The organism is Mongoliitalea sp. (assembly GCF_054166905.1).
On record NZ_JBSZCK010000014.1, the window covers coordinates 233,310 to 257,416 of the forward strand.

Annotated in this window: 22 protein-coding genes; 10 read left to right on the forward strand and 12 right to left on the reverse strand. The window is 40.1% G+C overall.

All coding sequences use genetic code 11. The annotated features are described in order from the left end of the window. Positions 1–19 precede the first annotated feature (19 nt). The gene (locus ACXIUD_RS04880; RefSeq protein WP_458051494.1) at positions 20–328 is read right to left on the reverse strand and encodes a type II toxin-antitoxin system RelE/ParE family toxin; all 309 of its coding nucleotides are present in this window, start codon (positions 326–328) and stop codon (positions 20–22) included. Beyond that, positions 318–557: an addiction module protein gene (locus tag ACXIUD_RS04885; RefSeq protein WP_458051495.1), complete on the reverse strand. Its 240-nt coding sequence runs from the start codon at positions 555–557 to the stop codon at positions 318–320. Before ACXIUD_RS04885 ends, ACXIUD_RS04880 begins: the two co-directional genes overlap by 11 nt. Positions 558–852: 295 nt before the next feature. Between ACXIUD_RS04885 and ACXIUD_RS04890 the strand changes: the two genes are divergently transcribed. Together ACXIUD_RS04890 and ACXIUD_RS04895 are read left to right on the forward strand one after the other, a co-directional pair. After that, a complete protein-coding gene (locus ACXIUD_RS04890) occupies positions 853–3,486 on the forward strand; it encodes a DUF5686 and carboxypeptidase regulatory-like domain-containing protein (RefSeq protein WP_458051496.1) in 2,634 nt (877 codons plus the stop codon). A gap of 98 nt (positions 3,487–3,584) precedes the next feature. Continuing rightward, positions 3,585–4,925, forward strand: a complete 1,341-nt coding sequence (locus tag ACXIUD_RS04895) for a GntP family permease (protein WP_458051497.1) — start codon at positions 3,585–3,587, stop codon at positions 4,923–4,925. A gap of 49 nt (positions 4,926–4,974) precedes the next feature. On the opposite strand, the gene ACXIUD_RS04900 is transcribed toward ACXIUD_RS04895, so the two are convergent. After that, positions 4,975–5,616, reverse strand: a complete 642-nt coding sequence (locus ACXIUD_RS04900) for a hypothetical protein (RefSeq protein WP_458051498.1) — start codon at positions 5,614–5,616, stop codon at positions 4,975–4,977. 42 nt (positions 5,617–5,658) lie between these two features. Here ACXIUD_RS04900 and ACXIUD_RS04905 point away from each other — a divergent pair, with 42 nt between their 5' ends. Further along, complete coding sequence (locus tag ACXIUD_RS04905; RefSeq protein ID WP_458051499.1) at positions 5,659–6,675, forward strand: cyanophycinase; 1,017 nt, start codon at positions 5,659–5,661, stop codon at positions 6,673–6,675. Between the two features lie 141 nt (positions 6,676–6,816). Here the strand turns inward: ACXIUD_RS04905 and ACXIUD_RS04910 are convergent, their stop codons facing one another. Beyond that, positions 6,817–7,884, reverse strand: coding sequence for an App1 family protein (locus ACXIUD_RS04910; RefSeq protein WP_458051500.1), 1,068 nt, complete (start codon positions 7,882–7,884; stop codon positions 6,817–6,819). A gap of 177 nt (positions 7,885–8,061) precedes the next feature. Between ACXIUD_RS04910 and rlmN the strand changes: the two genes are divergently transcribed. Then, complete coding sequence (rlmN, locus tag ACXIUD_RS04915; protein ID WP_458051501.1) at positions 8,062–9,144, forward strand: 23S rRNA (adenine(2503)-C(2))-methyltransferase RlmN; 1,083 nt, start codon at positions 8,062–8,064, stop codon at positions 9,142–9,144. Here rlmN and ACXIUD_RS04920 read toward each other — a convergent pair. Continuing rightward, complete coding sequence (locus ACXIUD_RS04920; protein ID WP_458051502.1) at positions 9,141–11,657, reverse strand: M1 family aminopeptidase; 2,517 nt, start codon at positions 11,655–11,657, stop codon at positions 9,141–9,143. The two genes, rlmN and ACXIUD_RS04920, sit on opposite strands and share 4 nt — an antisense overlap. A 116-nt stretch (positions 11,658–11,773) precedes the next feature. Here ACXIUD_RS04920 and ACXIUD_RS04925 point away from each other — a divergent pair, with 116 nt between their 5' ends. From ACXIUD_RS04925 to ACXIUD_RS04945, 5 genes are all read left to right on the forward strand, one after another. Further along, positions 11,774–12,268, forward strand: a complete 495-nt coding sequence (locus ACXIUD_RS04925; RefSeq protein ID WP_458051503.1) for a biotin/lipoyl-containing protein — start codon at positions 11,774–11,776, stop codon at positions 12,266–12,268. A gap of 96 nt (positions 12,269–12,364) precedes the next feature. Then, the gene (gene pyrH, locus ACXIUD_RS04930; RefSeq protein WP_189581232.1) at positions 12,365–13,075 is read left to right on the forward strand and encodes a UMP kinase; all 711 of its coding nucleotides are present in this window, start codon (positions 12,365–12,367) and stop codon (positions 13,073–13,075) included. Between the two features lie 11 nt (positions 13,076–13,086). Next, complete coding sequence (gene frr, locus ACXIUD_RS04935; protein ID WP_458051504.1) at positions 13,087–13,647, forward strand: ribosome recycling factor; 561 nt, start codon at positions 13,087–13,089, stop codon at positions 13,645–13,647. 146 nt (positions 13,648–13,793) lie between these two features. Beyond that, entirely contained in the window at positions 13,794–14,525 is a 732-nt protein-coding gene (locus ACXIUD_RS04940; RefSeq protein ID WP_458051505.1) for an SIMPL domain-containing protein, read from the forward strand. 6 nt (positions 14,526–14,531) lie between these two features. Continuing rightward, positions 14,532–15,470 carry a metallophosphoesterase family protein gene (locus ACXIUD_RS04945; protein ID WP_458051506.1) on the forward strand — a complete coding sequence of 313 codons (939 nt, stop codon included), beginning with the start codon at positions 14,532–14,534 and terminating at the stop codon, positions 15,468–15,470. Positions 15,471–15,673: 203 nt separating this feature from the next. On the opposite strand, the gene ACXIUD_RS04950 is transcribed toward ACXIUD_RS04945, so the two are convergent. The 6 genes from ACXIUD_RS04950 to ACXIUD_RS04975 form a co-directional block, all read right to left on the reverse strand. Continuing rightward, positions 15,674–16,741, reverse strand: coding sequence for a hypothetical protein (locus tag ACXIUD_RS04950; RefSeq protein WP_458051507.1), 1,068 nt, complete (start codon positions 16,739–16,741; stop codon positions 15,674–15,676). Between the two features lie 397 nt (positions 16,742–17,138). Continuing rightward, positions 17,139–17,939 carry an anti-sigma factor gene (locus ACXIUD_RS04955; RefSeq protein ID WP_458051508.1) on the reverse strand — a complete coding sequence of 267 codons (801 nt, stop codon included), beginning with the start codon at positions 17,937–17,939 and terminating at the stop codon, positions 17,139–17,141. Beyond that, on the reverse strand, positions 17,939–18,472 hold the full coding sequence (locus ACXIUD_RS04960) for an RNA polymerase sigma factor (protein WP_458051509.1): 534 nt from the start codon (positions 18,470–18,472) through the stop codon (positions 17,939–17,941). The genes ACXIUD_RS04955 and ACXIUD_RS04960 overlap by 1 nt, the downstream gene beginning before the upstream one ends. A gap of 94 nt (positions 18,473–18,566) precedes the next feature. Continuing rightward, positions 18,567–19,967 carry a dihydrolipoyl dehydrogenase gene (lpdA, locus tag ACXIUD_RS04965; protein WP_458051510.1) on the reverse strand — a complete coding sequence of 467 codons (1,401 nt, stop codon included), beginning with the start codon at positions 19,965–19,967 and terminating at the stop codon, positions 18,567–18,569. A 63-nt stretch (positions 19,968–20,030) separates the two neighbouring features. Next, the gene (locus tag ACXIUD_RS04970) at positions 20,031–20,726 is read right to left on the reverse strand and encodes a YjjG family noncanonical pyrimidine nucleotidase (protein WP_458051511.1); all 696 of its coding nucleotides are present in this window, start codon (positions 20,724–20,726) and stop codon (positions 20,031–20,033) included. An 11-nt stretch (positions 20,727–20,737) separates the two neighbouring features. Beyond that, positions 20,738–21,121 carry an ArsR/SmtB family transcription factor gene (locus ACXIUD_RS04975; protein ID WP_458051512.1) on the reverse strand — a complete coding sequence of 128 codons (384 nt, stop codon included), beginning with the start codon at positions 21,119–21,121 and terminating at the stop codon, positions 20,738–20,740. A gap of 166 nt (positions 21,122–21,287) precedes the next feature. On the opposite strand from ACXIUD_RS04975, the gene ACXIUD_RS04980 reads away from it, so the two are divergent. Further along, a complete protein-coding gene (locus ACXIUD_RS04980) occupies positions 21,288–21,896 on the forward strand; it encodes a carboxypeptidase-like regulatory domain-containing protein (protein ID WP_458051534.1) in 609 nt (202 codons plus the stop codon). A 749-nt stretch (positions 21,897–22,645) separates the two neighbouring features. Here the strand turns inward: ACXIUD_RS04980 and ACXIUD_RS04985 are convergent. Next, positions 22,646–24,052: an aminopeptidase P N-terminal domain-containing protein gene (locus ACXIUD_RS04985; RefSeq protein WP_458051513.1), complete on the reverse strand. Its 1,407-nt coding sequence runs from the start codon at positions 24,050–24,052 to the stop codon at positions 22,646–22,648. Positions 24,053–24,107: the final 55 nt, after the last annotated feature.

A 24,107-nucleotide genomic window follows, 5' to 3' on the forward strand; every position in this document is an offset into this window, starting at 1 on the left:
TCTATCAAAAAATTATAAATCAACTTCTACTTACTCGCTTTTTCCATTTTTTGGGGTTTTGACTTGTGTTGAAGACGGAAATGATATCCAAATCATTACCATTAATTATGTATAGAATCAGATAAGGAAATCTATCGACAACAAAAGCCCTAACTTTCTTTTTATAACGAATTTGAAAAATCATCGGATTGTCACTAATTGTTTGTAATCCAGCATCAATCACAACTAAAAAATCCTCACCTAAACCTTCCTTTTGCTCTTCATACCAACGATAAGAGTGTAACAAATCCGATTCAGCTTCATCAGAAATTCGGATATTATAGGCCATCTTTTGATTGAGTTCTAACGCGACTTTTCACCTCATCCCAAGAGGAAAACTGCATTTCTCCGTTTTCGTATTTTTGAAGCCTGAGTTCCAATTCTATTTGGTTCTCTTCACCTAATTCAAAGGAACTTTCCTGCTGCTCTTTTAGACTTTGGATTTTTTCAAGAACATATGTGTCCTCAAGAAGCGTAAGCCAGTGAATAAGGTCAATTTTAACTGATTGTATGTCCATATCCATTAAAATTTTAATCGCTAAAGATAACAATTATTTCTTCTTTTTTATTGAATTAAGACCCGTATTAAACCAATCATCCTAATAAACTAAAATCACTGGATAAAATTTGATGCATTTGAGATTTCTCCAAACAGGGATTCTTAGGGAAAGTATCCCTATCATTTAAGGCAATCACATTTATCCCTTCTAAATCTCAGATTTACCTCTAACCTTTTTTAACAACAAAGGTCAATAGCAATTGCTCAAAACTATGTAGTTTCGAACACGTTAATAACTCCAACGTCGTCTTCCAATGAAACACCTGTACCTCCTTACTTTTTTCCTGTTTGCGGTTCCTTTTTTTGGAGCTTCTCAAGGCATCCGTGGTAAAATCAGCAATAATCGAGGAGAAGAACTCCCCTTTGCATCAGTTTTTATCCGAAATCTAGGAGATGGAGTGCCCAGCAATCAAAATGGACTGTATGAGTTCAAGTTGAAACCTGGGTTCTACGATGTAGTCGCACAATACCTCGGCTATGCATCGGTCATCAAAACTGTAGAAATCAGGGATGCTTGGGTGCAACTGGATTTTGTACTGGAGGAACAAGTATATGCCCTGCAAGAAGTAACCGTCAAAACAGGTCAAGAAGACCCAGCTTTGACGATTATGCGAAAAGCAATCACCAAAGCCAAATACCACCGCTTACAACTTGATGAATACAGCATGATGGTGTATCTGAAGGGAACAGGTAAACTCACCAATGCGCCATTTTTTCTTAAAAAAGAGTTGGAAAAAGATGGCCTCAAACTCAATGAGGCCTACACCACAGAGTCTGTTTCCCAAATCACCTTCCGACAACCCAATACAGTTACAGAAAAAGTGATTAGCATTCGCTCTAGTGGTGACAACAATCAAACCTCTCCTGCCCCATACATCGCTACCAGCTTTTATAACCCCAAGATTAATGAGGCAGTCTCACCATTAGCACCCAATGCATTTGCCTATTATCGATTTAAGTACGAGGGCTCTTTTATAGACCAAGGCGTCATGGTCAACCGCATCAAAGTTACCCCACGCTCCAAAGGCGAAAGGGTATTTGAAGGAACAATTTACATCATCGAAAACTTATGGGCTATCCATAGTTTGGACTTGACAACCTCGCTACTAGGATTCCAAATTGGAGTCAAGCAATTGTATGCACCTGTGGCTGAAAATGTCTGGATGCCAGCTACCCATACCTACACCTTTGGCGGGAAATTTTTCGGCTTTGCAGGGGAATACACCTATCTAGCCTCCACCCGCGATTACAAAATCACCCTCAATCCCGACCTAATCGTAGAAACCAAAATCATCGATGAAAAAGTAGATGAAATCCCCAAGGAAATCACCACTTTCAATCGAAAAGAGTCTGCTTTGGAACAAATGGCGAATGCCGACCAGATGACCAAAAAAGATTTCCGAAAACTCATCAACCAATACGAAAAAGAGGCCGCTCAAGAGATGGAAGATTTGGCGGTGGTATCCGAACGGAATTACAGCATCGATTCCTTGGCAAGTAAGCGAGGGCTCAGCTATTGGGATAGTATTCGTCCCGTTAAATTGACCGAAGAAGAAATCAAAGGCTACATTCGGGACGATAGTTTGGCACTCATCGAAGCTGCAAAAGTATCTGATGTTGACAGCATTGCCCGTAAAGCCCGAAGGAAATTCAGCCCAGGAGATATCCTAACAGGAGGAAGATACAATTTTGGCAAAGGACGTACACTAGCTTTTGACCAAAACTTCACAAAATTCTCCTTCAACACCGTTGAAGGTTTTAAATTAGGAGTTTCGGGATATTACCGGATCCAAAAAATCGAACCCCAAGCCGACTCTGTCAACCGACTGATTAAGTCATGGAATTTCAGTCCTGAACTTCGCTACGGATTTGCCAGTCAGCGCTTCTACGGAACGATGGGTGTACGAAGGTCCATCACCTTGGGTAGGAATAGCACTACAATTGGCATCCAAGGTGGTCGCTACATCTACCAATTCAATACCGAAAATCCCATCCAAGAGCAGGTAAACATGCTGTATTCCTTGCTTTTCCGACTGAATTACATGAAGCTTTTCGAACAGGATTTCATCCGAGCCTACTATTACCGCAGGTTTACGGATGCTTTCACCTTTCGAACACAAGTTTCTTGGGCTGAACGCAGGATGCTGGAGAACAACTCAGACTTCAGCTTCTACAGAAGACCCGAACGTGCCTACACCTCTAATACCCCAGAAAACATCGAAGCGGGTGCAGATGCGTTTGAATCCCATCAAGCCTTTATTTGGTCCAGTAGTATCGAATGGAGACCGGGGATGAAGTATCGCATTCGAAATGGTCGCAAATCACCGATTTATGAATCTGCTCCACTTGTACAAATGAAGTATAGAAAAGCCCTGCCAGGATTGACTGGTTCTGGCATGAATGCTGCGGACTTTGACTGGGCGGAAGTCGGCATTGAGCATTTTTTCAATTTTGGCGTGAGTGGAAAACTGGACTATAACCTGACTGCCGGTACTTTCCTCAACAATAACCGAGTAGGATTTATGGACTTCAAACACTTTGGAGGCAATAGAACCATCTTTGCCAATATGGGCGTGGCCACTAACTATCGCTTTTTGGATTATTATCAATACAGCACGAGTTCCAATTATGTCAGTGCCATAGTCCACTACCAATTCCGGAAATTTCTATTCACCCAACTCCCTGTGCTGAGATTCTCAGGTATTCGGGAAAACTTATTTTTCAACTACCTCAAAACAGACAATAGCCCGCACTATTGGGAGGCAGGATATTCGGTAGACAATTTATTTAGATTATTCCGCTTAGAAATGGGGGTAGGTTTTGAAAACAGCAGCTATCAGCGAAGTGGAGTACGATTTGGGATCGCGAGTTTTATTAATATCAACTAGCTTTCAGGATTATTCTTAGCACCCAGTTTTGCTTAATTATTTGTGAAATAGTAGATTGGTGAGTTGTAATGTTATGGAAATCTTAAAAATACCAATTAGTGATACTAATCCATCTCCTACTTTCAATTCTCTGGATTATTCTAGCTACCGCACGGTGGAAAATCCATCCCTTGATTGCGTTGGCAGTGGCTTCCGTTTGGGTGGGTTTGGCTGCTGGGATGGAATTCACCCAAACATTGGAAGAATTTAGCAAGGGTTTCGGTGGCTTGATAGGACAGATTGGCTTGATCATCATACTGGGCTGTATTTTTGGGTATTTGTTGGAAAAGTCTGGTGCGGCCATGAGTTTGGCGCTCAAACTTTGGGCTAGTGTTGGCAAACGATTTCCAGCCTTGAGCACAGGTTTGATGGGCTCAGTGGTAGGCATTCCTGTATTTTGCGACTCAGGCTTTATCTTGCTAAACCCAGTAGGGAAAAACTTAGCCAAAACATCTGGAATTTCCCCACTCACTTTTAGTCTTTCATTAGCAGGAGGGCTGTACCTTTCTCATATTTTGATTCCTCCTACTCCAGGGCCTTTGGCAGTGGCGGGGATGATGGGATTAGAGCAAGAGTTAGGAATTGTATTAACCCTCGGCTTGCTGATCATGCTTCCCGTCTTGCTGGTGGTAGCCTGGTGGGCCATGCGGTTTGCTAAAAAATTTCCTTCAGGTTCCAGCACAGCACCAACAGAAAATTCACAACCCTTACCTCACCAACTCCCATCTTTTGCATGGTCGGCGATGGTCATTTCACTCCCCTTGCTATTGATCACGATGGGGAATTTGCATGCATTTATCCCAGTAGAAAGCTTGTCCGTTTTTATGAAAAATATGGGCAATCCTTTGGTAGCGATTAGTTGTGGCTTAATGGTGGGATTTTGGAAATTGAAAGACGCAAGCAATAGCAGTCTATTTCGCCCAGCTTTTGAAAAAGGAATTCTAACTGCTGGTCCAATCTTGATTTTGACGGGTGCTGGAGCAGGTTTTGGAGCTATTTTGAAGCAAATTGGCCTTCAGGAACTACTACAATCCTGGAACTTGCAGCCCTCCTCCCTGATTGGTTGGATTCTCTTGGCATTTGCCTTGGGTAGTTTTTTGAAAACAGCTCAAGGTTCCAGTACTTCTACGATGATCATTGCCGCGTCTCTACTCATCAGTCTATTGCCTGAGCCGAGCAGCTTTTCAACTCTAGAAATGAGTTTGCTGATGGCCTCAGTTGGCGCTGGAGCCATGACCATATCGCATGCCAATGATTCCTATTTTTGGATAGTGAAGGAATTTACAGGCCTGACTGTTTCAGAAGCGCTAAAAAGTTACACGCTGCTAACCTTTTTAATGGGTGTTACAGCGCTTGGGATGATCGTAGTTTTGGCGGGGCTACTAAACTTGATTAACTAGTACAAGAGACCTGGCAGGTTTTAAAAACCTGCCAGGTCTCCACCTCCATTTATAAACATTCCATCTTTTTCCCCAAATGCTTCGCACCTTTCCTTACGGATTTTTGCAGCACCATGGACATAGAAGATACATTCACTGAATACATATCCTCATCATTCCCACTGGGAATCGGTATGCCCGAAGTACGCGTTTGGGATTCAAATTCGTAGATTTTCACATCCTGCTGTGTATCCCAAATGACGAAACGAACCCGTGCAACATTGTCATTGGAAATAGAGGGACTGACATAATATGGGTCCGAGCCCTTACGTCCCAAGTCCTCTTGCTCGAATGCAAGTCCCCCCTCATTTTTCCATCCCTCAATGGTCACTTGAATAAACCACTGTCGATTCAATTCGGAAAAAAACCGATAAAACTGATCCGGATCGTCCACGTCTTTGATGCCAGCTGCCAGCATTTCATATTCCAAATCAGGAGCTGTTTCCACATTTGCAATCCCAGCTTTCTTCAGCTCCTCTTTGATAATCCCTTCCAGTTTGACAGCTTCATTGAAGCCAATATCCTGAAAAGGAGCCAAAACAATGCCGTCAGCTGGGTCAAAGCAAGCTCGAGATGGGCCTATGGGAAATATTTTGGATTGGACACAGGAAGAAAAAAGTAAGGTGAACAAGAAAACTGAGAAATATTTCATAGTTCAAATTTAATTGGCATCTTTGGATTAAAGCCATAACTCATGAAAAAACTAATAAAACCCATTGTTGGTTTCCTGATCTTTTGGATGGCCAACTCTTGTCAAGCACAAGAGAATGATCCTTCACCGAATCCTTTTTCTTTAGGTAGAATTGGAGATAGCAAAGATGCAGCTGTCTCAACAGAAGCTGGTTTGGTTTTAATGGGAGGAGGAACTGATGTAGATGCTGCGATGAAGTGGATGATCGAACGTTCGGGAGGCGGTGATTTTTTAATCATTCGAGCTTCAGGAGGAAATGCATACAATGCATACATCAACAGTTTAGGATCTGTAAATTCAGTAGAAACATTACTTATTAGAAATAAGAATGCTGCAAATGACCCGAGAGTTTATGAGACTATACGAAAAGCAGAAGCGCTTTTCATTGCAGGAGGTGACCAATCTGTATATCTAGATGCATGGGAAGGAACTGAAACAGAAAAAGCCATTCAATATTTGATTCATGAGAAGAAAGTCCCCATTGGTGGCACCAGTGCAGGTTGTGCAATTATGGGCACTTTCATATATACTGGGGAAAATGGAAGCATTGTAAGTACGGAGGCTTTAAGTAATCCCTTCGATAGTAGGTTAACTGTGAGAAAGTCTACTCTTATCAATCACCCCTTCCTTCAAAATTTGATTACAGATCAACACTTTACTGAAAGGGGTAGAGAGGGAAGGTTAGTTTCATTTTTGGCAAGGCTTAAAAATGAGAGTCAGACCATAGGACTTAGGGGTATTGCAGTAGACGAACGTACTGCTTTATGTGTAGATAGAAATGGTGATGCTATCGTACTAGGAACAGGAAGTGTTACGATCATCGAAGAACATCAGCCTCAAAGACTTCCCGAAAGACTCCAAGCAGGACAATCCCTGCACTGGAGATTTGACGAACAAGTACTTCGCTATCGACGCCTTACCCAAGCCACTAATCAGGAATTAGTGAATATTTTCTCATGGGATATCCCATGGACGAATCAGTTCTGGTTTGTAGACAATGGGCAGTTGCGCTTGAAATAATCTTTATTAGAACCTGTGATTTTTTACAAATCGCTAAATTATTAGCAGTATGGAAAAAAAACTGAATAAATAAATCAACTATTTTTTCAATAAAGGATAAATCAATACCGTAACCACATCGTCAGATAGATGATTGTATTTCTATTGAATGTAGCCTTTGAGGCGGGCGTGGGTGGTTGCTTCTTCGGTGTTGTGGATGAGGAGCATCTCTACGCCTAAGGCTTGCATTTCGTTAGCTATATGGACCATCAGCTCTTCCCGCTCCTCGGAGACGCTTCGGATATACACGGCCTTCACTCTTCCTGGATACTCCTTAATGACTTGTAGGTAAATCTCCGCATCGTGCTGCCCACTATCACCAATCAGGATAAAGGATAGATTGCGCTCTATTTCCACTATTTTTTCGATTTGCTTCAACTTATGTTCCCAGTGGCTGCCTGCGATAAACTGCTCCCTCGAAAGCCCTAAGTCCCGTAGCATCAAAGGGCCTTTGGGTATCTGATGTGCATCCAAAAACTCCATCAAGAAATCATACAAATTCCAAGGGGAACTCGATACATAAAAAAAAGGATTGGAATCTAGGCCGTCCATCCCTCGATGTAAGGCTTGATAAAACTCAGCTACCCCCTCAAAAGGCAAGCGTGTATGGGCATTGCCAAAAAAGGTGGTTTTGAGCATTTCCCATAGACGGGTGGCTCCTGTAGGAACAATGGTATCATCAATATCTGAAATCACTCCAAAGTCACAGTCTCCATAGGGTATAAACACTGGGTTATATGTCCTTACCAAAGGTGCATCTTTTATTGGATTATCTACCAAAGTCAGTTCCACCTGATTCCAATAATGTGTCAATTTCCAGCCTTCCTCCTTTTTCAATTGCACCTGAAAATATCCTTCTTCATCGGTGGTCACGAGTTGCTCTACCTCCTGAAAACGAGCCAATACCCGCAACCCAGGCATTTCCCAACTTGCAAATCGCTTGTACATGTTGACGAAGTTTCTCCAGCGGCTATCTTCAATAGTAGAGATACCGATGCCCCTATCACGCAGCACCCTGCCCACAAAGAAAATCTCCTGTTCATTCCCAAAACCTTTATAGGGCATGATATGAATCGACTGAATCAAGCCCAACTTCAACCCAGACCATACCTTCAAGGCAGAAAGCCTTTTTTTCAATGAGTAAAGCAGAGCTAGGAGGATTTTTTTCATGTGCTGTTGCCTTTGGAAAATCTATTCTACGGAATTCTAATCAAATCAACAATTAATTTTGAGTCATAAACAATACATAATTAGTTTTTCAGATCAGAGTTTAACAAAAAACAAAGAGTTGATTTTTTCTTTTTAAAGCACCCTGCTGCTCCCCCTGCTTTTTCTTACCTTTGCTGCATGGAGCAAAGTAAAAAAGATATCCGTCAATTTTCTCTTCAGGAATTAGAGGAGTTTTTTGTGGCACAGGGAGATAAAAAATTCCGTGCGAAGCAAGTCTATGACTGGTTATGGAATAAGTCTTTGAAAAACTTTGATGACATGAGCAATATCTCGAAAGAAACTCGGGAGATGCTCAAAAGTAATTTTTCCATCAACCATGTCAAAGTGGATTTGATGCAACATTCTACAGATGGTACCATCAAAAATGCCGTAAAGCTGCATGATGGCAAGATTGTAGAGTCGGTATTGATTCCCACTACCAAGCGTATCACCGCCTGTGTATCTTCACAAGTTGGCTGTAGTTTGGATTGCAACTTTTGTGCTACTGCCAGACTCAAGCGCATGCGAAATCTGAACCCAGATGAAATTTATGATCAGGTTGTTGCTATCAAAGAAGAGGCTGAAACTTATTTTAATCGCCCTTTGACGAACATTGTATTCATGGGAATGGGAGAACCACTCTTGAATTACAGCAATGTAGTGGATGCCATAGATAAAATCACGTCCCCAGAAGGACTTGGCATGGCTCCCCGAAGAATCACACTTTCCACCGTTGGCATCCCCAAGATGATCCGAAAGATGGCCGACGATGAGGTAAAATTCAATTTAGCCATATCCCTTCATTCAGCTATCAATGAAACGCGTAGTCGATTGATGCCTATCAACGATGTCAATCCTTTGGAAGATTTGGCGGATTCTCTGCGCTATTGGTATCAAAAAACCAAGCGCAAGGTAACCTATGAATATGTCATTTGGGATGGTATTAATGACGACGAAGCACATGCCAAAGCTTTGGCGAAATTTTGCAAAATCATCCCTTCCAAGGTCAATATCATCCAATACAACCCGATTGATGAGGGGGAATTCCGTCAGGCCAAACAGGAGGCAGTTGACATGTATATCCGCATTTTGGAAGGACAAGGCATCATCGCCAAGGTCCGCAAATCCAGAGGCCAAGACATCGACGCAGCCTGCGGTCAGCTTGCTAATAAAAACGAAGTAGCAGAATTGGAAGGCAGCATTACCTTGAAAAAATCTTAATCCAAGTACTGAATTAAAAAGTATTCCTGGTAACGCTTGACTGATTCGTCGGTTTCCACCTCATACATCTGCTTAAGGCTATCTAATACTCCCGGCTGATCTACAAATCCGAATAAGGCAGAGAAGGCAGCAATTTTGATATAAAAAGGCTCCTCGCTCTTGGCAATTGTAGTCAATCGTCCAATGGCTTTTTCCATACCCTCTTCGGGAAGTTTGGTGAAATACTCTCCGTAATATCCGATGAAATAGTATAAAGACCTGCGATTGTAAGTATCCAATCGCTCATGAAACCAATCCCCTTTTCCCAAGCTAGATTCCTGAATAAAATATTCTGCTAAGGCAACAGTCATACGAATATTAGGATCGGAGGTATACCGATCTGCAATTTCTTTTCTATTGGTATTGGTTTCTTCTGCCAGGTAAGTACCTAGAGCAGCGGCGGCGACGTAATAGGAAGGATCATTCATCCAGCGAAGCATAGCTGGAGCATATTTCTCCCCCTCTAACATCCCCAACAACTCTATCGCTGCCAAGCGAACTGTGTTTTGTGGATCTTGCTCTGCTAGTTCATAGATTTTTTCTTCCAGCCCTACTGGAACCAAATTCGGATCTTTAGCAAAAAACATGATTGCCAATTCTCTATTCGCCCAAAATGTATCGTCCAAGGTATTCGCTGCCAAGGAAGGCAATCTTAATTCATTGGGAAAATATGTCATCAAACTATCCAAGGCTTCATAACGGGCGATTGCAAACTGAGACTCCTGCAACTGTTTGATGAAAAACTCCCTGGGTCTACTGGTCACTGTTTTTTTCAACAAGACTTTTTCCTCATCCAAATAAAGCTGATTGACAGGCACTCCATTTTCAATGGCAAATTGCTGAAAAGCTTTATCCAATACAAAATCCTTTTCAAATCGCTTACCTTCATGATACCAGCTTACTTTAAAAGGAATTCGGTAAAGAGGTGTGGTTGTCAGGTCTTGGGTTTGTCGGACTGTTAATAATAAATTATCAGGAATAGAATAATCGACCTCATAGGCAAGTGTTGGATGTCCGGAGGCTAAAAACCAAGGATTAAAAAACCAATTCAAATCCATCCCTGTCACTTCTTCAAAGGCTAATCTCAAATCGTGCACCTCCACTGCGGAGTATGCATGTTTGGTCAAATAGTGTTTGAGTGAGGCAAAAAAGGCCCTATCTCCCAAATGTCTTCGCAACATGTGCAAAATGCGTCCTCCTTTGGCATAGGAGTGATTGTCAAACATATCCTCGGGATCATCATAATAAAAGCGGATTAAATCTTCCTGCTTTTCTTCTGCTTCTCCAAAATACTTCTCCATTTCGGCTACATGATGCATATTTGCCTCATCACGACCAAGTTTATACTCGTACCATAGGTACTCAGAATAATTAGCGAAAGCTTCATTCAAAGTCAGGTTAGCCCAAGATTCTGTAGTCACCAGATTTCCAAACCATTGATGAAAGAGTTCGTGGGCAATGATTCCATCCCACTCGCTATCAATTGCCTCCCGAGCCGTCAGATTCAAGTCTTCCATAAAAATGGATAAGGTCGTGTTTTCCATTGCTCCGGAGACAAAGTCCCGAACCACCACTTGATTGTATTGTTGCCAAGGGTAGTCCACCCCTAGCAGATTGGAGAAAAACCCAATCATTTCAGGTGTGTTTTTAAAGACTTCTTTAGCGCCTTCCTTAAAAGCAGGCTCCACATAATAGTTCACCGGAAGCCCTTTCCACTCATCCTGAATCTCCACAAATTCACCTACAGCAATAGCCGCTAAATATGGGGCATGTGGCTTATCCATCAACCAATGGTCTGTACGAGTACTATCCTGATGCAACTCCGAACTTAGCAACACTCCATTGCTTAGTGTTCTATATTTTTCCGGAACACGCAATTTGACTTCCTGGGTCATTCGCTGATTTGGGCTATCGAATGTTGGGAACCACTTGGAGTTATGCGCAGTCTCTCCCTGAGTCCAGATTTGTGTTGGTTTGTTTTCATTGCCCAATGGATTGATAAAATACAATCCTTTGGTATCCGTGATTGCCTTGCTACCGGCTTGATTATTTTCGTTGGGATTGGCAGTGTACTTTATTTTCAATCGTAGAGTATCTGTGTCTTGAAATATGCGAGGCAAATACACAGTCAATTTTTTTTCCTTATACAGGGTATTCAGGGGCAGTTCTTCTCCATCCTCGATTAAGTCTACCCTATAGATATGAAAGTCCTTAGCATCTAAGACCACTTCCTTTTGCTCATAAAAATAAGGTTTCATGACCAATTCGGCTGAACCCAATACCTGTTGTGTAGAAAAATCGAAACGCAAGTCCAAAGCTGTATGCAGGATATCAAAATACTTGGTATCTGTTGCGCGGTAATCTGCTATTTTAGATTCCCAGTCTCTTGCCAGCAAAGATGAGCTTCTTGGCACTAGTTGCTCATTTACTCCAAGTTGGATTACAGAATCCTCAGTTTGTAAATCAGTTTTCACAGATTTGCAGGAAGCTATAGAAAATAAGCAGAAGATTAGTAAAAGCTGGGAATATTGGGATTTCATGAAAATACTTTTTGAAGATAAATTGTATATTTAACGCAAAATAAAACAAAATGTACTCAGTAACTATCAAAAATAACGCCTATGACCTTGAGAAAGGTGCAAAAGGCATCAGTTTGGAAGGGGATTTAGTTGATTTTGATATCGAAAAGGTTGATGATCGATTTTTTAAGGTTTCCAACAATGGATCAACCCATACCTTGGAACTCGTAAGCATAGATGAAAGTACCAAAACAATTAAAGTTAAGCTCAATAATAAACCTGCTGAAATTTTGATTAAGGACAAATTTGACCGCTTGATTGAAAAATTGGGGATCAATATGAATCAGGGTTCTGCTGCCAAAGACATCAAAGCACCGATGCCAGGTTTGATCTTTGACATCAAGGTGGCAGAGGGAGATACAGTAAAAAAAGGGGATCCTGTATTGATTTTGGAAGCTATGAAAATGGAGAATATCTTGAAATCCCCTGGTGATGGAGTGATCAAGCAAATCAAAGTAAAGAAGGGGGACAGTGTTGAGAAAAATCAAATTCTCATTCAATTTTAAGGAATCCTTTTCCATATCTGTGGGCTAGCGTATATCTTTGTCAGATTTCAAACACAAAATGCAGCTTACCTGTACACGTACCAAAAAACCAAAACAATGAAATACAAACGAATATTACTGAAACTCAGCGGTGAAGCGCTGATGGGAGAGAAAAACTACGGTATCGACCCCAACAGACTTGACCAATACGCACAAGAAATCAAAAAAATCAAAGAACTAGGCGTAGAGGTTGCCATCGTGATTGGAGGAGGTAATATTTTTAGAGGTGTTCAGGCAGAAAATACAGGTATTGATAGAGTTCAGGGAGATTACATGGGCATGCTTGCAACATTGATCAATGCCATGGCATTGCAAAGCGCTTTGGAGCAAAACGGCATGTTTACACGCCTCATGTCAGGCATTAAAGTGGAAAGTGTCTGTGAGCCGTTCATTCGAAGAAGAGCCATCCGACACCTAGAAAAAGGAAGAATTGTAATTTTTGGAGCGGGGATAGGCAATCCTTATTTTACTACTGACTCCACGGCAAGTTTGAGAGCTATTGAAGTAGAAGCCGATGTAGTCTTAAAAGGCACCCGAGTAGATGGTGTGTATACCGCAGATCCAGAAAAAGATAAAACAGCAACCAAATACGACAACTTGTCTTTCCAAGAGGCCTACGAAAAGAACCTGAATATCATGGATATGACAGCTTTTACCCTCTGTCAGGAAAACAATTTGCCAATTGTAGTATTTGATATGAATAAACCCGGTAACCTGAAGAAGTTGATTGAAGGTGAAATTATCGGAACGCTAATCACAACCAATTAATCCATCATCTCATGGAAGAAATCAAATTATATTTAGACGAAGCTAAGGAACTGATGCAAAAAGCAGTAGATCATACTGCAAGTGAATTGCTGAAAATACGAGCAGGTAAGGCCATGCCAAACTTATTGGATGGAATTATGGTCTCCTACTATGGTGCACCTACTCCATTGTCTCAAGTAGCTTCTGTAAACACTCCTGATGCACGTACCTTGACCATCAAACCTTGGGAGAGAAATCTAATCTCTGAGATTGAAAAATCCATTATCAACTCTGATTTGGGTCTTGCACCTCAAAATAATGGAGAAATCATCATCTTGACAATTCCTCCATTAACGGAAGAGCGTAGAAGAAATCTTGTTAAACAAGCTAAACAAGAGTGCGAAACAGGTAAAATTTCAATCCGTTCCGTAAGAAAAGACATCAATGAGGGTTTGCGTAAACTTCAAAAAGACGGTGCATCCGAAGATGATGTAAAAAGAGCTGAGGACAATGTACAAAAGCTGACAGACCAATATTCTGCTAAAATCGACGAACTATTGGTGAAAAAAGAAGCTGATATCATGACTGTTTAAGTCAACATAAAATGATAAATCTACTTCAAATGGCTGGTTTAGGACAAATCAGCCATTTTTATTTTTCCATTTAACTGGTCCTGCGTGAACTAGCGATTTCTAGACTTTTTTCTTAACTTTCATCAAATTTACCAGCAAATAGTCCTATGAAAAAACATGTTTCCTCTGTCATTTTTGCGATAGCTATAATCGTAGCCGCAGCCCTATTGGGAAATGCGGTCATCAACCGAAATAAAAAATCCGGCACAGTAGATGTAACTGGACTTGGACAAAAAAACTTCACTTCTGATTTAGTGGTGTGGGAAGGTAATTTCAGTAGGGACAATGTAGACATCAAAGTAGCCTATGCGGATTTGGAAAGAGATCGAAAAGAAGTTTTGAATTATTTAGTTTCAAAAGGTATCCCTAAAGAAAATATCATTTTTCAAGCAGTGAGCACTATTCCACAATACAGACAAAACTACAGCAGTTCTGGAAACTATATGGGACAGACTTTTTTGGGCTATGAACTTAACCAAACCTTGCAAGTAGAATCCAGAGAAGTTGAAAAAGTAGAACAGATTAGCCGAGAAATCACCGAACTCTTACTTCAGGGAGTAAAATTTTATTCTCAGGCTCCACGTTTTTACTATACAGATTTGGAAAGTTTGAAGATTGAAATGATCTCCCGGGCAACAGAAGATGCCCGAATAAGGGCTGAAAAAATCGCTGAAAACTCCGGTGCTAAGCTCGGAAAACTCCTGTCAGCCAATATGGGTATTTTTCAGATTACAGGTTTGAATTCGACCGAAGATTATTCTTGGGGAGGAACATTCAATACTTCTTCCAAAGAAAAAACTGCATCGATTACGATGAGATTAAGTTATGCAGTCAAGTAATCTCTCATGAAAAAATCAGCTACCCGAAGAAGTGTTATTAAAAAACTTGGAATTGGAGCTTTGGGTTCTGTAATGCTTTCTCCAGCAGCCCAAGGAACCAGCAACAACAGCAAGGACAATGAGCCTATTTTGCGAATTGCACATCTCACGGACATGCATCTTCAACCTGGAGGAGTATCAGAATCTGGAGTTCGCCAATGCTTAGAGCAAATTTTAAAAGATGAAAAACCCATTGATTTTTTTATCAATGGAGGTGATTTGATCATGGATGCTTTAGGCGAAGAAAAAGCAGAAACAGAGGCCCAATGGGCCATTTGGAGAAACATCAGAAAAGATTATAGTCATTTGAAATTCTATCATTGCATAGGAAATCATGACGTTTGGGGAAAGAGTACTGACCTGGAGCCTTTTAGAGGTAAGGCATGGGCATTACGAGAACATGGTATGGACAAACCTTATTACACTTTTTCAGAAAAAGGATGGCACTTTATTGTGTTGGATAGTACCCACCAAAAACCTGATGGAAAATGGTACACTGCTAAACTTGATACGGCTCAGCGAGCTTGGTTGGAACAAACATTGCAGGAAATTCCATCAGAAAAACCGATTATGATTATATCCCATATCCCTATCTTGGGAGCAACTCCATTTTTGGATGGAGACAATGCTGAATCAGGAGATTGGATAGTTCCGGGTGCTTGGATGCATATTGACGCTAAGTCTTTAATAAACCTATTTTATCAACATAAAAATATCAAAACCTGCATCTCCGGACACATCCACCTAGTGGAAAGCCTAAAGTATCACGACATCATGTACCATTGCAGCGGGGCTGTCTGTGGCAACTGGTGGAAAGATGAACCCTATGAATTGACCGATAGAGGATATGCGATCATAGAGTTGTTTGAAGACGGAGAGCATGGATATAGGTATGAAAACTATTAAAAATTCTTAGAAAAACCCATTGCAATTAGGAAACATTGCTTAAAACTTCAAAAACAATTTCGATTCAAGTTACAATTTTTAAAACACAACATCATTTTAATCCATCAAAATAAATTAAAACGTCATTGATTAATTGGGGAGCGGATTTCAGCTTAATACAAAAACTATTGTGAGAAAATTGATAAGTCGTATAGATAAGACTTTCATTTTAAGTCATACACATAAATATTGTATTCCTTTTCGTGGGGTAAAAAGCAATACACTTTATTCCTTTCAAAATCTACAGCAAAGGATTCCACAAATTTATTATCTACAAGGATATATTTTTTGAGCGGATTCCCTTCCCAATCAAATTGTAATAAATTCAAATTCTGGTGATCATAGTTTTTATAAATAGCACTAGAAGAATTATTATAATTTAGCCCAAAAATATAATCATCGTTCGAATCTAACTCAACAATAAAATGCTTTGAATCAAATTTTCCTGACTTTTTATACTCAACTATGGCATCCTTTAAAAAATCTGTAGTGTCAAAAAATACAGACTCAAGTCTTTTTAAATTAAAATCCCAAAGGTCAATATTCGGAATAAGTAAAGTTGAACTTACAATTTTTTGTTTAGACTCATTCACAGCAATTACAGACCTATAAACAGGATAATACAATGATTTTTCTAGCTCAATTTCTAATCTTGGAAAGTAATCCACATTAAAAATAGTACCAGACTTTTGATCAAACATGGAAAATTTACTTTCTCCTTCTGTGACACCTAAGTAAAAATCACTTGAAAAATAATAAAAATGTAAGTAATAATTCGGATTATCGCCTAGCGTTTTTTGAACAAGAAAATTTTCATCATTGTTAAGAAGATTAAAAATGTTGATTTCACTCAAAACTCGCCTTTCATAATCATATATCTTAATAATTGGTGACTTATTATGTAAGTCGTAAGAATATTGTTTAAGAAGGTAAGGATCAGAAAATTCCAAAGAACCTTCTCCAATAGAACCATAACTCTTCAATAAACTGTAATCGTTTGTACTGTAAATGCTCAATAAATTATTCTCAATTTGTTGAATAACCAAAAATGTATCAACAACTAGCAAATTAATATTTTTATTAGTATGAACGATAATATCTTTTACTGCCTCACCTTGTATCAAAATTTCATTTTCAAAATCTATAATTTCCTCTTTTTTATTTGTACAAAAAACTACTATAAAAAAAAAGAAGATAAAAATTAACACCAAATTACTAACGTTTATTTTCATTTTTTGATTAAAGGTCTCTTGTACGCACATCCAAATATATATATATATATATGTACTTAAATTCAAAAATTAAAATAATAAATTTCATTTCAAACACCAAAATCACTCATTTTTATTCAAAAATTCAAGTATTTACCCTTGATTATTATATTTTCGATGAACCTTTAATTTAACTATCCAAATCAATTATTAAGAACTTGCCAAATAATTAAAATTTAATATTTGAAATGCAACTTATGACTAATCTCATTAAAAAAAAGAAAGTAAAACCATCCAAGACTTCTTTAAAAACATTAAAATACTTAATTTGGAATAAAAAAAGCTAGCAAAACTTTGCTAGCTCCCTTCAACTATAAAACTTTGATATTTTGCTTTAAATTAGCTCTATTATTTATCCTTACCCTACATTCCCAATTACCACCAATTTTTCTAGGGTGGGGCTTTCACTTCCTCCCTTGGGCTCAATAGTGATTGCAAAAGCTCCTGCTGCCAATACCGACTCCATTTGTTGCAAAGAGAAAGACTGTCCAGGATTGACCAGACCAATTCCTACAGGTCCACCATCTCCTATTGCCCACAACTGGTAGTCCAAATCTTCTGAAAGCGATGCTAACTGATTAACAGAAACAAATACTTTTGCAGCCGACTGATCCCACCACACATCTACCTTGGCCTCTTTTTGAATTTCAAAAGGCTCTCCTTTCATAGGTATTTTAGTGAAATTACCCGTTAGTAAAACATCGAGCTGCGTGTCCACTTGCTCATAGTTCACTTTATAGCGATTCAGATCTTCTGCTAAGACGGACTTTTCTTCCAACAAAGCCATGAAACGTTGATCCAAACTGAAATACTGACTTGCAAAATAAACTGCCACCGAAGAAGCAAATATGGCAGCGATACTCGCCGCAACAAAGTAGGTCTTCCAAGGTTGCAAAGCTATTTGTTTCACGGCAGCTTCCTCCGTACCCAAAACCTCATCCTCCCAGGTTGCCATCACTTTGGATTTCAATCCAGCGGATGGTCCCTTCCCGGTTTGGTTATCCAATTGGAAAAAGGCCTCTTCGATTTGGTTGAGCTCCTCCCTTACCTCAGGGTACCTGGCAGCCATTTCCAAAACCTCGGCTTCTTCCCGTTCACTCAACTCTCCTAAAACAAAGAGTTCAAGCTTTCCAGATGCTATGTATGATTGAATATCCACTATATTTTATCTAATTTCTTTTTTAATACGACTAAGGCTGCTCTTATACGGGATTTGACTGTACCCAAAGGTATATCAAATTCTTCTGAAATTTCTGAATGCGTATATCCCTTAAAATACATGCATTCTATCACAAACCGCTGTTCTAGATTTAATTGATCCATCAACTCTTTCACACCAATGCCATCCGTCACCTCCTCGGTTCCTCCACTGGCCTCCAATCCATATACGTAGTCATCTATGGTATTGGTCTTACTATCCTGAGAAAACTCTTTGGAGCGTGTTCGATCAATGGCAGAATTCCTACAGATATTAGCCATCCAGGTATATAACCGGCCTTTCGACTCATCGTAAGAATCAATTTTTTTAGTGATTTTGATAAATGCATCATGAAATACTTCTTCGGCTATTTCCTGATCAGTAATTATTCTACTGATGACAGTAAATAACGCCTTTGAGTAATGTTCATACAGGTAATCAACCGTCTTTCGGTCTTTCGCCCGTAACCCTGCTATTAGTTCTTTTTCTTCCAATGGTTAGAATATTTGGGAAATCCCCTATAAAATAAAAACACAAGGTCAATTGTTTAACCTTGTGTTTCGAATGTAAGAAATTTTATTCAAATTTTTATAAGTGTATCACTTCATCGTATGCAGCAGCCGCAGCTTCCATCACTGCCTCTGACATGGTTGGGTGTGGGTGAACCGTCTTGATCAGCTCATGACCGGTAGTCTCCAATTTACGCACAGCAACGATCTCAGCAATCATCTCTGTCACGTTTGCTCCAATCATGTGCGCACCTAACAACTCTCCATATTTTGCATCGAAGATTAATTTCACAAAACCGTCTTTCGCACCTGCAGCAGAAGCTTTACCCGAAGCAGAGAATGGAAACTTACCCACCTTCACTTCATAACCCGCTTCTTTTGCCTTTGCTTCAGTGTACCCAACAGAGGCAATTTCAGGAATACAATAGGTACAGCCTGGAATATTATTATAGTCTAAAGGCTCTGGATGGTGACCTGCAATTTTCTCAACACAGATGATTCCTTCGGCAGATGCCACGTGTGCCAATGCAGGACCCGTCGTCACATCACCAATGGCATAGTAACCAGGCATGTTGGTTTGGTAATACTCATCTACTTTGATTTTCCCTTTCTCTACCAAAATACCTACATCCTCCAAACCAACGTTTTCGACATTGGAAACAACACCTACTGCAGAGAGTACCACATCACACTCCAATACAGATTCGTTGCCCTTTTTATCCTTTACAGTCACTTTACAACCTTTGCCTGAGGTATCAACTGATGTTACTTCCGTAGAAGTCATGATTTTTACACCATTCTTCTTGTAGATTTTTTCCAAAGTCTTAGACACCTCTTCATCTTCATTTGGAACAATGCGGTCTAAAAACTCTACAATGGTTACCTCAGTACCGATAGAATTGTACACATAGGCAAACTCAACTCCAATGGCACCCGAGCCTACAACAATCATTTTGCTAGGTTTTTCTTCCAAGGTCATCGCCTTGCGGTAACCTACGATCTTTTTATCATCGATTTTCAATGCAGGCAATTCGCGCGCGCGACCTCCGGTAGCGATGATGATATGGTCTGCGGAATAAACCGTCTTTTTACCATCCTTATCAGCAACTTCTACTTTCTTACCCGGCTGTACCTTACCCCAACCCAGCAGTTGGTCAATTTTATTTTTCTTCATCAAGAACTGAATGCCTTTGGACATGCCAGCAGCTACATCACGGCTTCTTTTGATCATGCCTCCAAAATCTACCTCAGCACCGTTTACCTTGATCCCGTAGTCTTCTGAGTGATTGATATATTCAAACACCTGTGCACTTTTGATCAAAGCTTTGGTTGGGATACAACCCCAGTTCAAACAGATACCGCCCAATTCAGCAGCCTCTACAATCGCTGTTTTCAAACCCAATTGTGCTGCTCGGATTGCTGCTACATACCCCCCAGGACCAGACCCTACTACAATTACATCATATTTTGTTGAAGACATATTCTTAATGTTTGATTTTCTAATAAGCTACGCAAAAATAAGGCTTTTGGTCATACAAAAAAATTAAAGAATCCCTTCCAACTCCTTTAGATGATGAATGGTGTAGGTAGGATTATATTCGATTCCTTTCTCATGAGGATCAAAATATACGGAATCCACATTGGCCCTAATTGCTCCCAAAATATCAGAATTCGGGTTATCTCCTACCATAATGGTATCCGTGTGTTGAATACCCAATTGATCCAAGGCGTATTGAAAAATCCGTGGATCAGGCTTTTTATGACCAGTTGTTTCGGAAGTAATCACCAAATCAAAATAAGGACTGAGCCCTGACGCCTCCATTTTCTTGAATTGGCTTTCATTGAATCCATTGGAAATGATATGCAGACCATAGTTGGGCTTCAAGTAATCCAAAATTTCAAAAGTATAAGGTAGCAAGTGATTTTTACTGGAAGTGCGATGCATAAAATCCGCTTCCATATCAGGAGTCGCCCATATTTGATCCAAACCAGCATGTTGGAAGATTAATTTAAAGCGGGTTTCCCTCAAGCCTTTTTTGTCAATTTTACCTACGTCATACAAAGCCCACAACTTAAAATTGATGGCATAAAATGCTTGGATAAAATCCTGAGCAGAGGCAAAGCCTGACTCGATTAATTGGTAAACTTCATAAAGCTCGCTGAGAGATTCCTGAACATTTCGATCGTAGTCCCAAAGGGTGTGGTCCAGATCAAAGAGGATATGGGTGTATTTTTTCAAGAAAAGAACGGTTATCTTCTGTATGGATTATTTTGGATTTTGTTTTTGGCCAACTCCCGGTTGGAATCCAATATTTTGTAAACCTCTTGATCGCGGATGAGGTTCACGTCTTTTTGAATAAATGTAAAAATCTGACCAATGATCTCATATGCCTCATCCAAAATATAGTAAAAAATCCACTGATCCACTCTTCTGCTTCCGACCAAACCAGCATTTTTCAAATAACCGAGATGCCTGCTCGTCTTCGTTTGAGTAAAATCGAGGATATGCTCCAAATCAGAAATTGAAAGTTCCTTATTTTCCAGCAATAGATGCAAAATCCGTACCCTAGCTTCTTCAGAAAGGGCTTTAAAAACTCGCATTCCATAACTCAAACTGATGTTTTTGAGGCGCATTTGTAACTTTTAACCAATTTTTATGGTATGAAATTAAGGAATAGAATGTAAATTGAGCTAATATTATGGGAAATTTAGCTGAAAAGCCAAAACCGATTTTCAACGAAAGAATTAATATACATTGAGAGTACATATTTACCATATCATTGTCCTTGTATTTTTTGGACTGTTACTAAGCCAGTCACAGGAAGCACATGCACAAACAAAAGAAGAGCGAAAGGTTATTCAGCTTTCCGGGATCATCTTAAATTCTGATAGCACAGATGCTGTACCAGGCGTCAATGTGTATGTTCCGAAAAAAGGTCGTGGTACCAGTTCTGGTCGCTATGGTTATTTTTCTTTACCTGTATTGGAAGGTGACAGTGTAGTATTCTCCTTTATCGGTTTACAAAAACAAACATTCAAGGTTCCTGAGAAACTAGATGATGACAAAATATCCCTCATCTTAACCATGCAAGTAGACGAAATCTCTCTTGCTGAGATTGAAGTTATGCCTTTTCCTACGGAAGACGAGTTCAAACGTCAAATTCTGGCCATGAACTACGAAGCCCCTATGGCCATAGACACTCGAGGGAATATGAGTTCGGAGACACTCCTCCGATGGGCTGAAAACATGCCTGCCTCCGGTAATGAAAACATGCGCTACTTCCGCCAAAACCAAGTCATGCAAATTCAAGACCGCTATGGTCCTAGACCCTTTACTTTGCTAGATCCATTTGCCTGGAACAAATTTATCCAATCGATTAAGAGAGGGGATTTGAAGAAGAGAGACTAGCCCCTCGACAGGCTCAGGGACCGAGACAAGATACAAGACAGAATTGTCGCAGAGACAGGATGTTAGTCTTTTTGAAATAATTGGATATAATTTGAAATAAGGGTAGAAATAGTAAGCTAGATACCCGCATCTATAAGCTGAGTGTAGGTTTGGTGATATTTTTGAGAGCTTGTAGGAAAGGGTATTACCCTCTTAGGAAGAAAATTGCATGCAAACCTGCCTGTCGGCAGACAGGGGCGCAAAGCCGCAAAAGTAATCTGCAAATCTGTAGACAATTTCTTTTTTTTGGATCGTTGTGGTTAATCTTAGTTTGTCAACTGTTCATTGTTCAGTGTTAACTAGTCACCTCTCCTACAATGCCAAGAGTTAAAACCCACAGATTAATCTTATTCTCAAACTCCTCACTAACCCATACTCCATGTCTTGATTCTTGACTCTTGATTCTTGTTTCTTTCATCCTTCATCCCTCCTCCTTCATCCTTTTCAAATTCCTAATTCCCAACCAATGCCGGGGGTTAAAACCCACGGCTATTGATCAGCTTATCCCTCAGAACGTTAAATGAATTAAATCTATAACTTCAAATCCTTTTAGTGGGTTAAAACCCACAGATTAATCTTATTCTCAAACTCCTCACTAGCCCATACTCCATGTCTTGATTCTTGGCTCTTGATTCTTGTCTCTTTCATCCTTCATTCCTCCTCCTTCATCCTTTCATTCCTTACTTCGACTACGCTCAGTACAAGCATTCCTAATTTCCCAAACTGTTCACTGACAACTTCTGCAACACCCCTTCTTCTTTCATAATAGCTTCGATATCTTCCACAGTTTTTGGTACGAAATTCGAAAGATTTACATGTCCATTTTCGGTGATAAGGATATTGTCTTCAATACGCACACCTATTCTCCACCATTTTGGATCTGTATTACTACCTTCAGGAATGTAAATACCAGGCTCCACGGTTAAGACCATCCCAGGAGCAAATTTGACATTACCTCCACGATCATGCACATCCAAACCTAGGTGATGCCCAATGCCATGTGGAAAATATGGATGCCGTTCTCCTGGCTTAATAATACCCAGACGAACCAATCCATCATCAATTACTTTTCTGGAAGCCATTTGTACATCCCGCATATCTGCTCCAGGCCTACAAGCCGCAATACCCGCTTCCATGGACTCCAATACAATCTCATAAATAGCTTTCTCCTCAGGAGAGAAAAATCCTTTTATCGGTACTGTACGGGTAATATCGCCTGAATAGCCTCTATATTCTGCCCCTATATCCATCAGAATCAATCCTTCCTGCAAATTCACCTGATAATTGTCTACGTAGTGCAAAATTGTGGCATTATTGCCCGCTCCTGCTATAGAGTTGTAACCAAGACCTTCAGCACCCATCGCTTTATGAACAAACTCATGTACCCCTTGAATGGCTCTCTCGGAAACACCTGGCTTGATGGAACGCATGGCTTCTATATGCCCCTTGCCAGTGATCTCTATCGCTCTGCTTAGCAATACCAACTCCTCCTCCGTTTTCACAACTCTCAGGGTATTCATTAATTCATTTAGATTAGGCGAACGAGGAGCTTCTGTACGCAGATTCATCCCTTTAAAAGTAGCAACCATCTCTTTAAGTGGAGCATTGTAGGAGCCTCCTTCAAAATCTCCCATGGGTAACGAAAGAATCTGCTGCATAGCAGACCAGTTGATAGCGGGAGCCTTCATAAAATCTGCATAGGTATAAGCTACATCAAATCCCAACTTTGCCTTGATGCCCTCTACCCCCAAACGCTCACCATCCCACTGCTCTTTGCGCGGGTCTCGAGGTTGCACATAGATGATCTCCTTCACAGGTTTCCCGTCAATTACTTGTGGTTCTTTGAACACAACCAAGGCAGCATTGGGCTCACGGAAGCCTGTGAGGTAATAAAAGTCTGAGTTCGGTCGGTATAAAAATTCCGTATCGTTGGATCTATTTTTGACAGGATTACTGAAAAATACTGCCACGCTGTTCGTTGGCATTAAAGCACGCAACGCTTCTCTACGCTCTTGATGAAAAGCAGCCGATAAGCCATCAGCAAAATAGGATTGTGCATCTGTTAAACCCCAACTCATCACGAGTAGGCATACCATCAAAAGAAATTTGTTTTTCATTCGTCTTCAAATTTGTAGTTTTGAAATATACTACGACTTTTTAAAAAATCTAAGC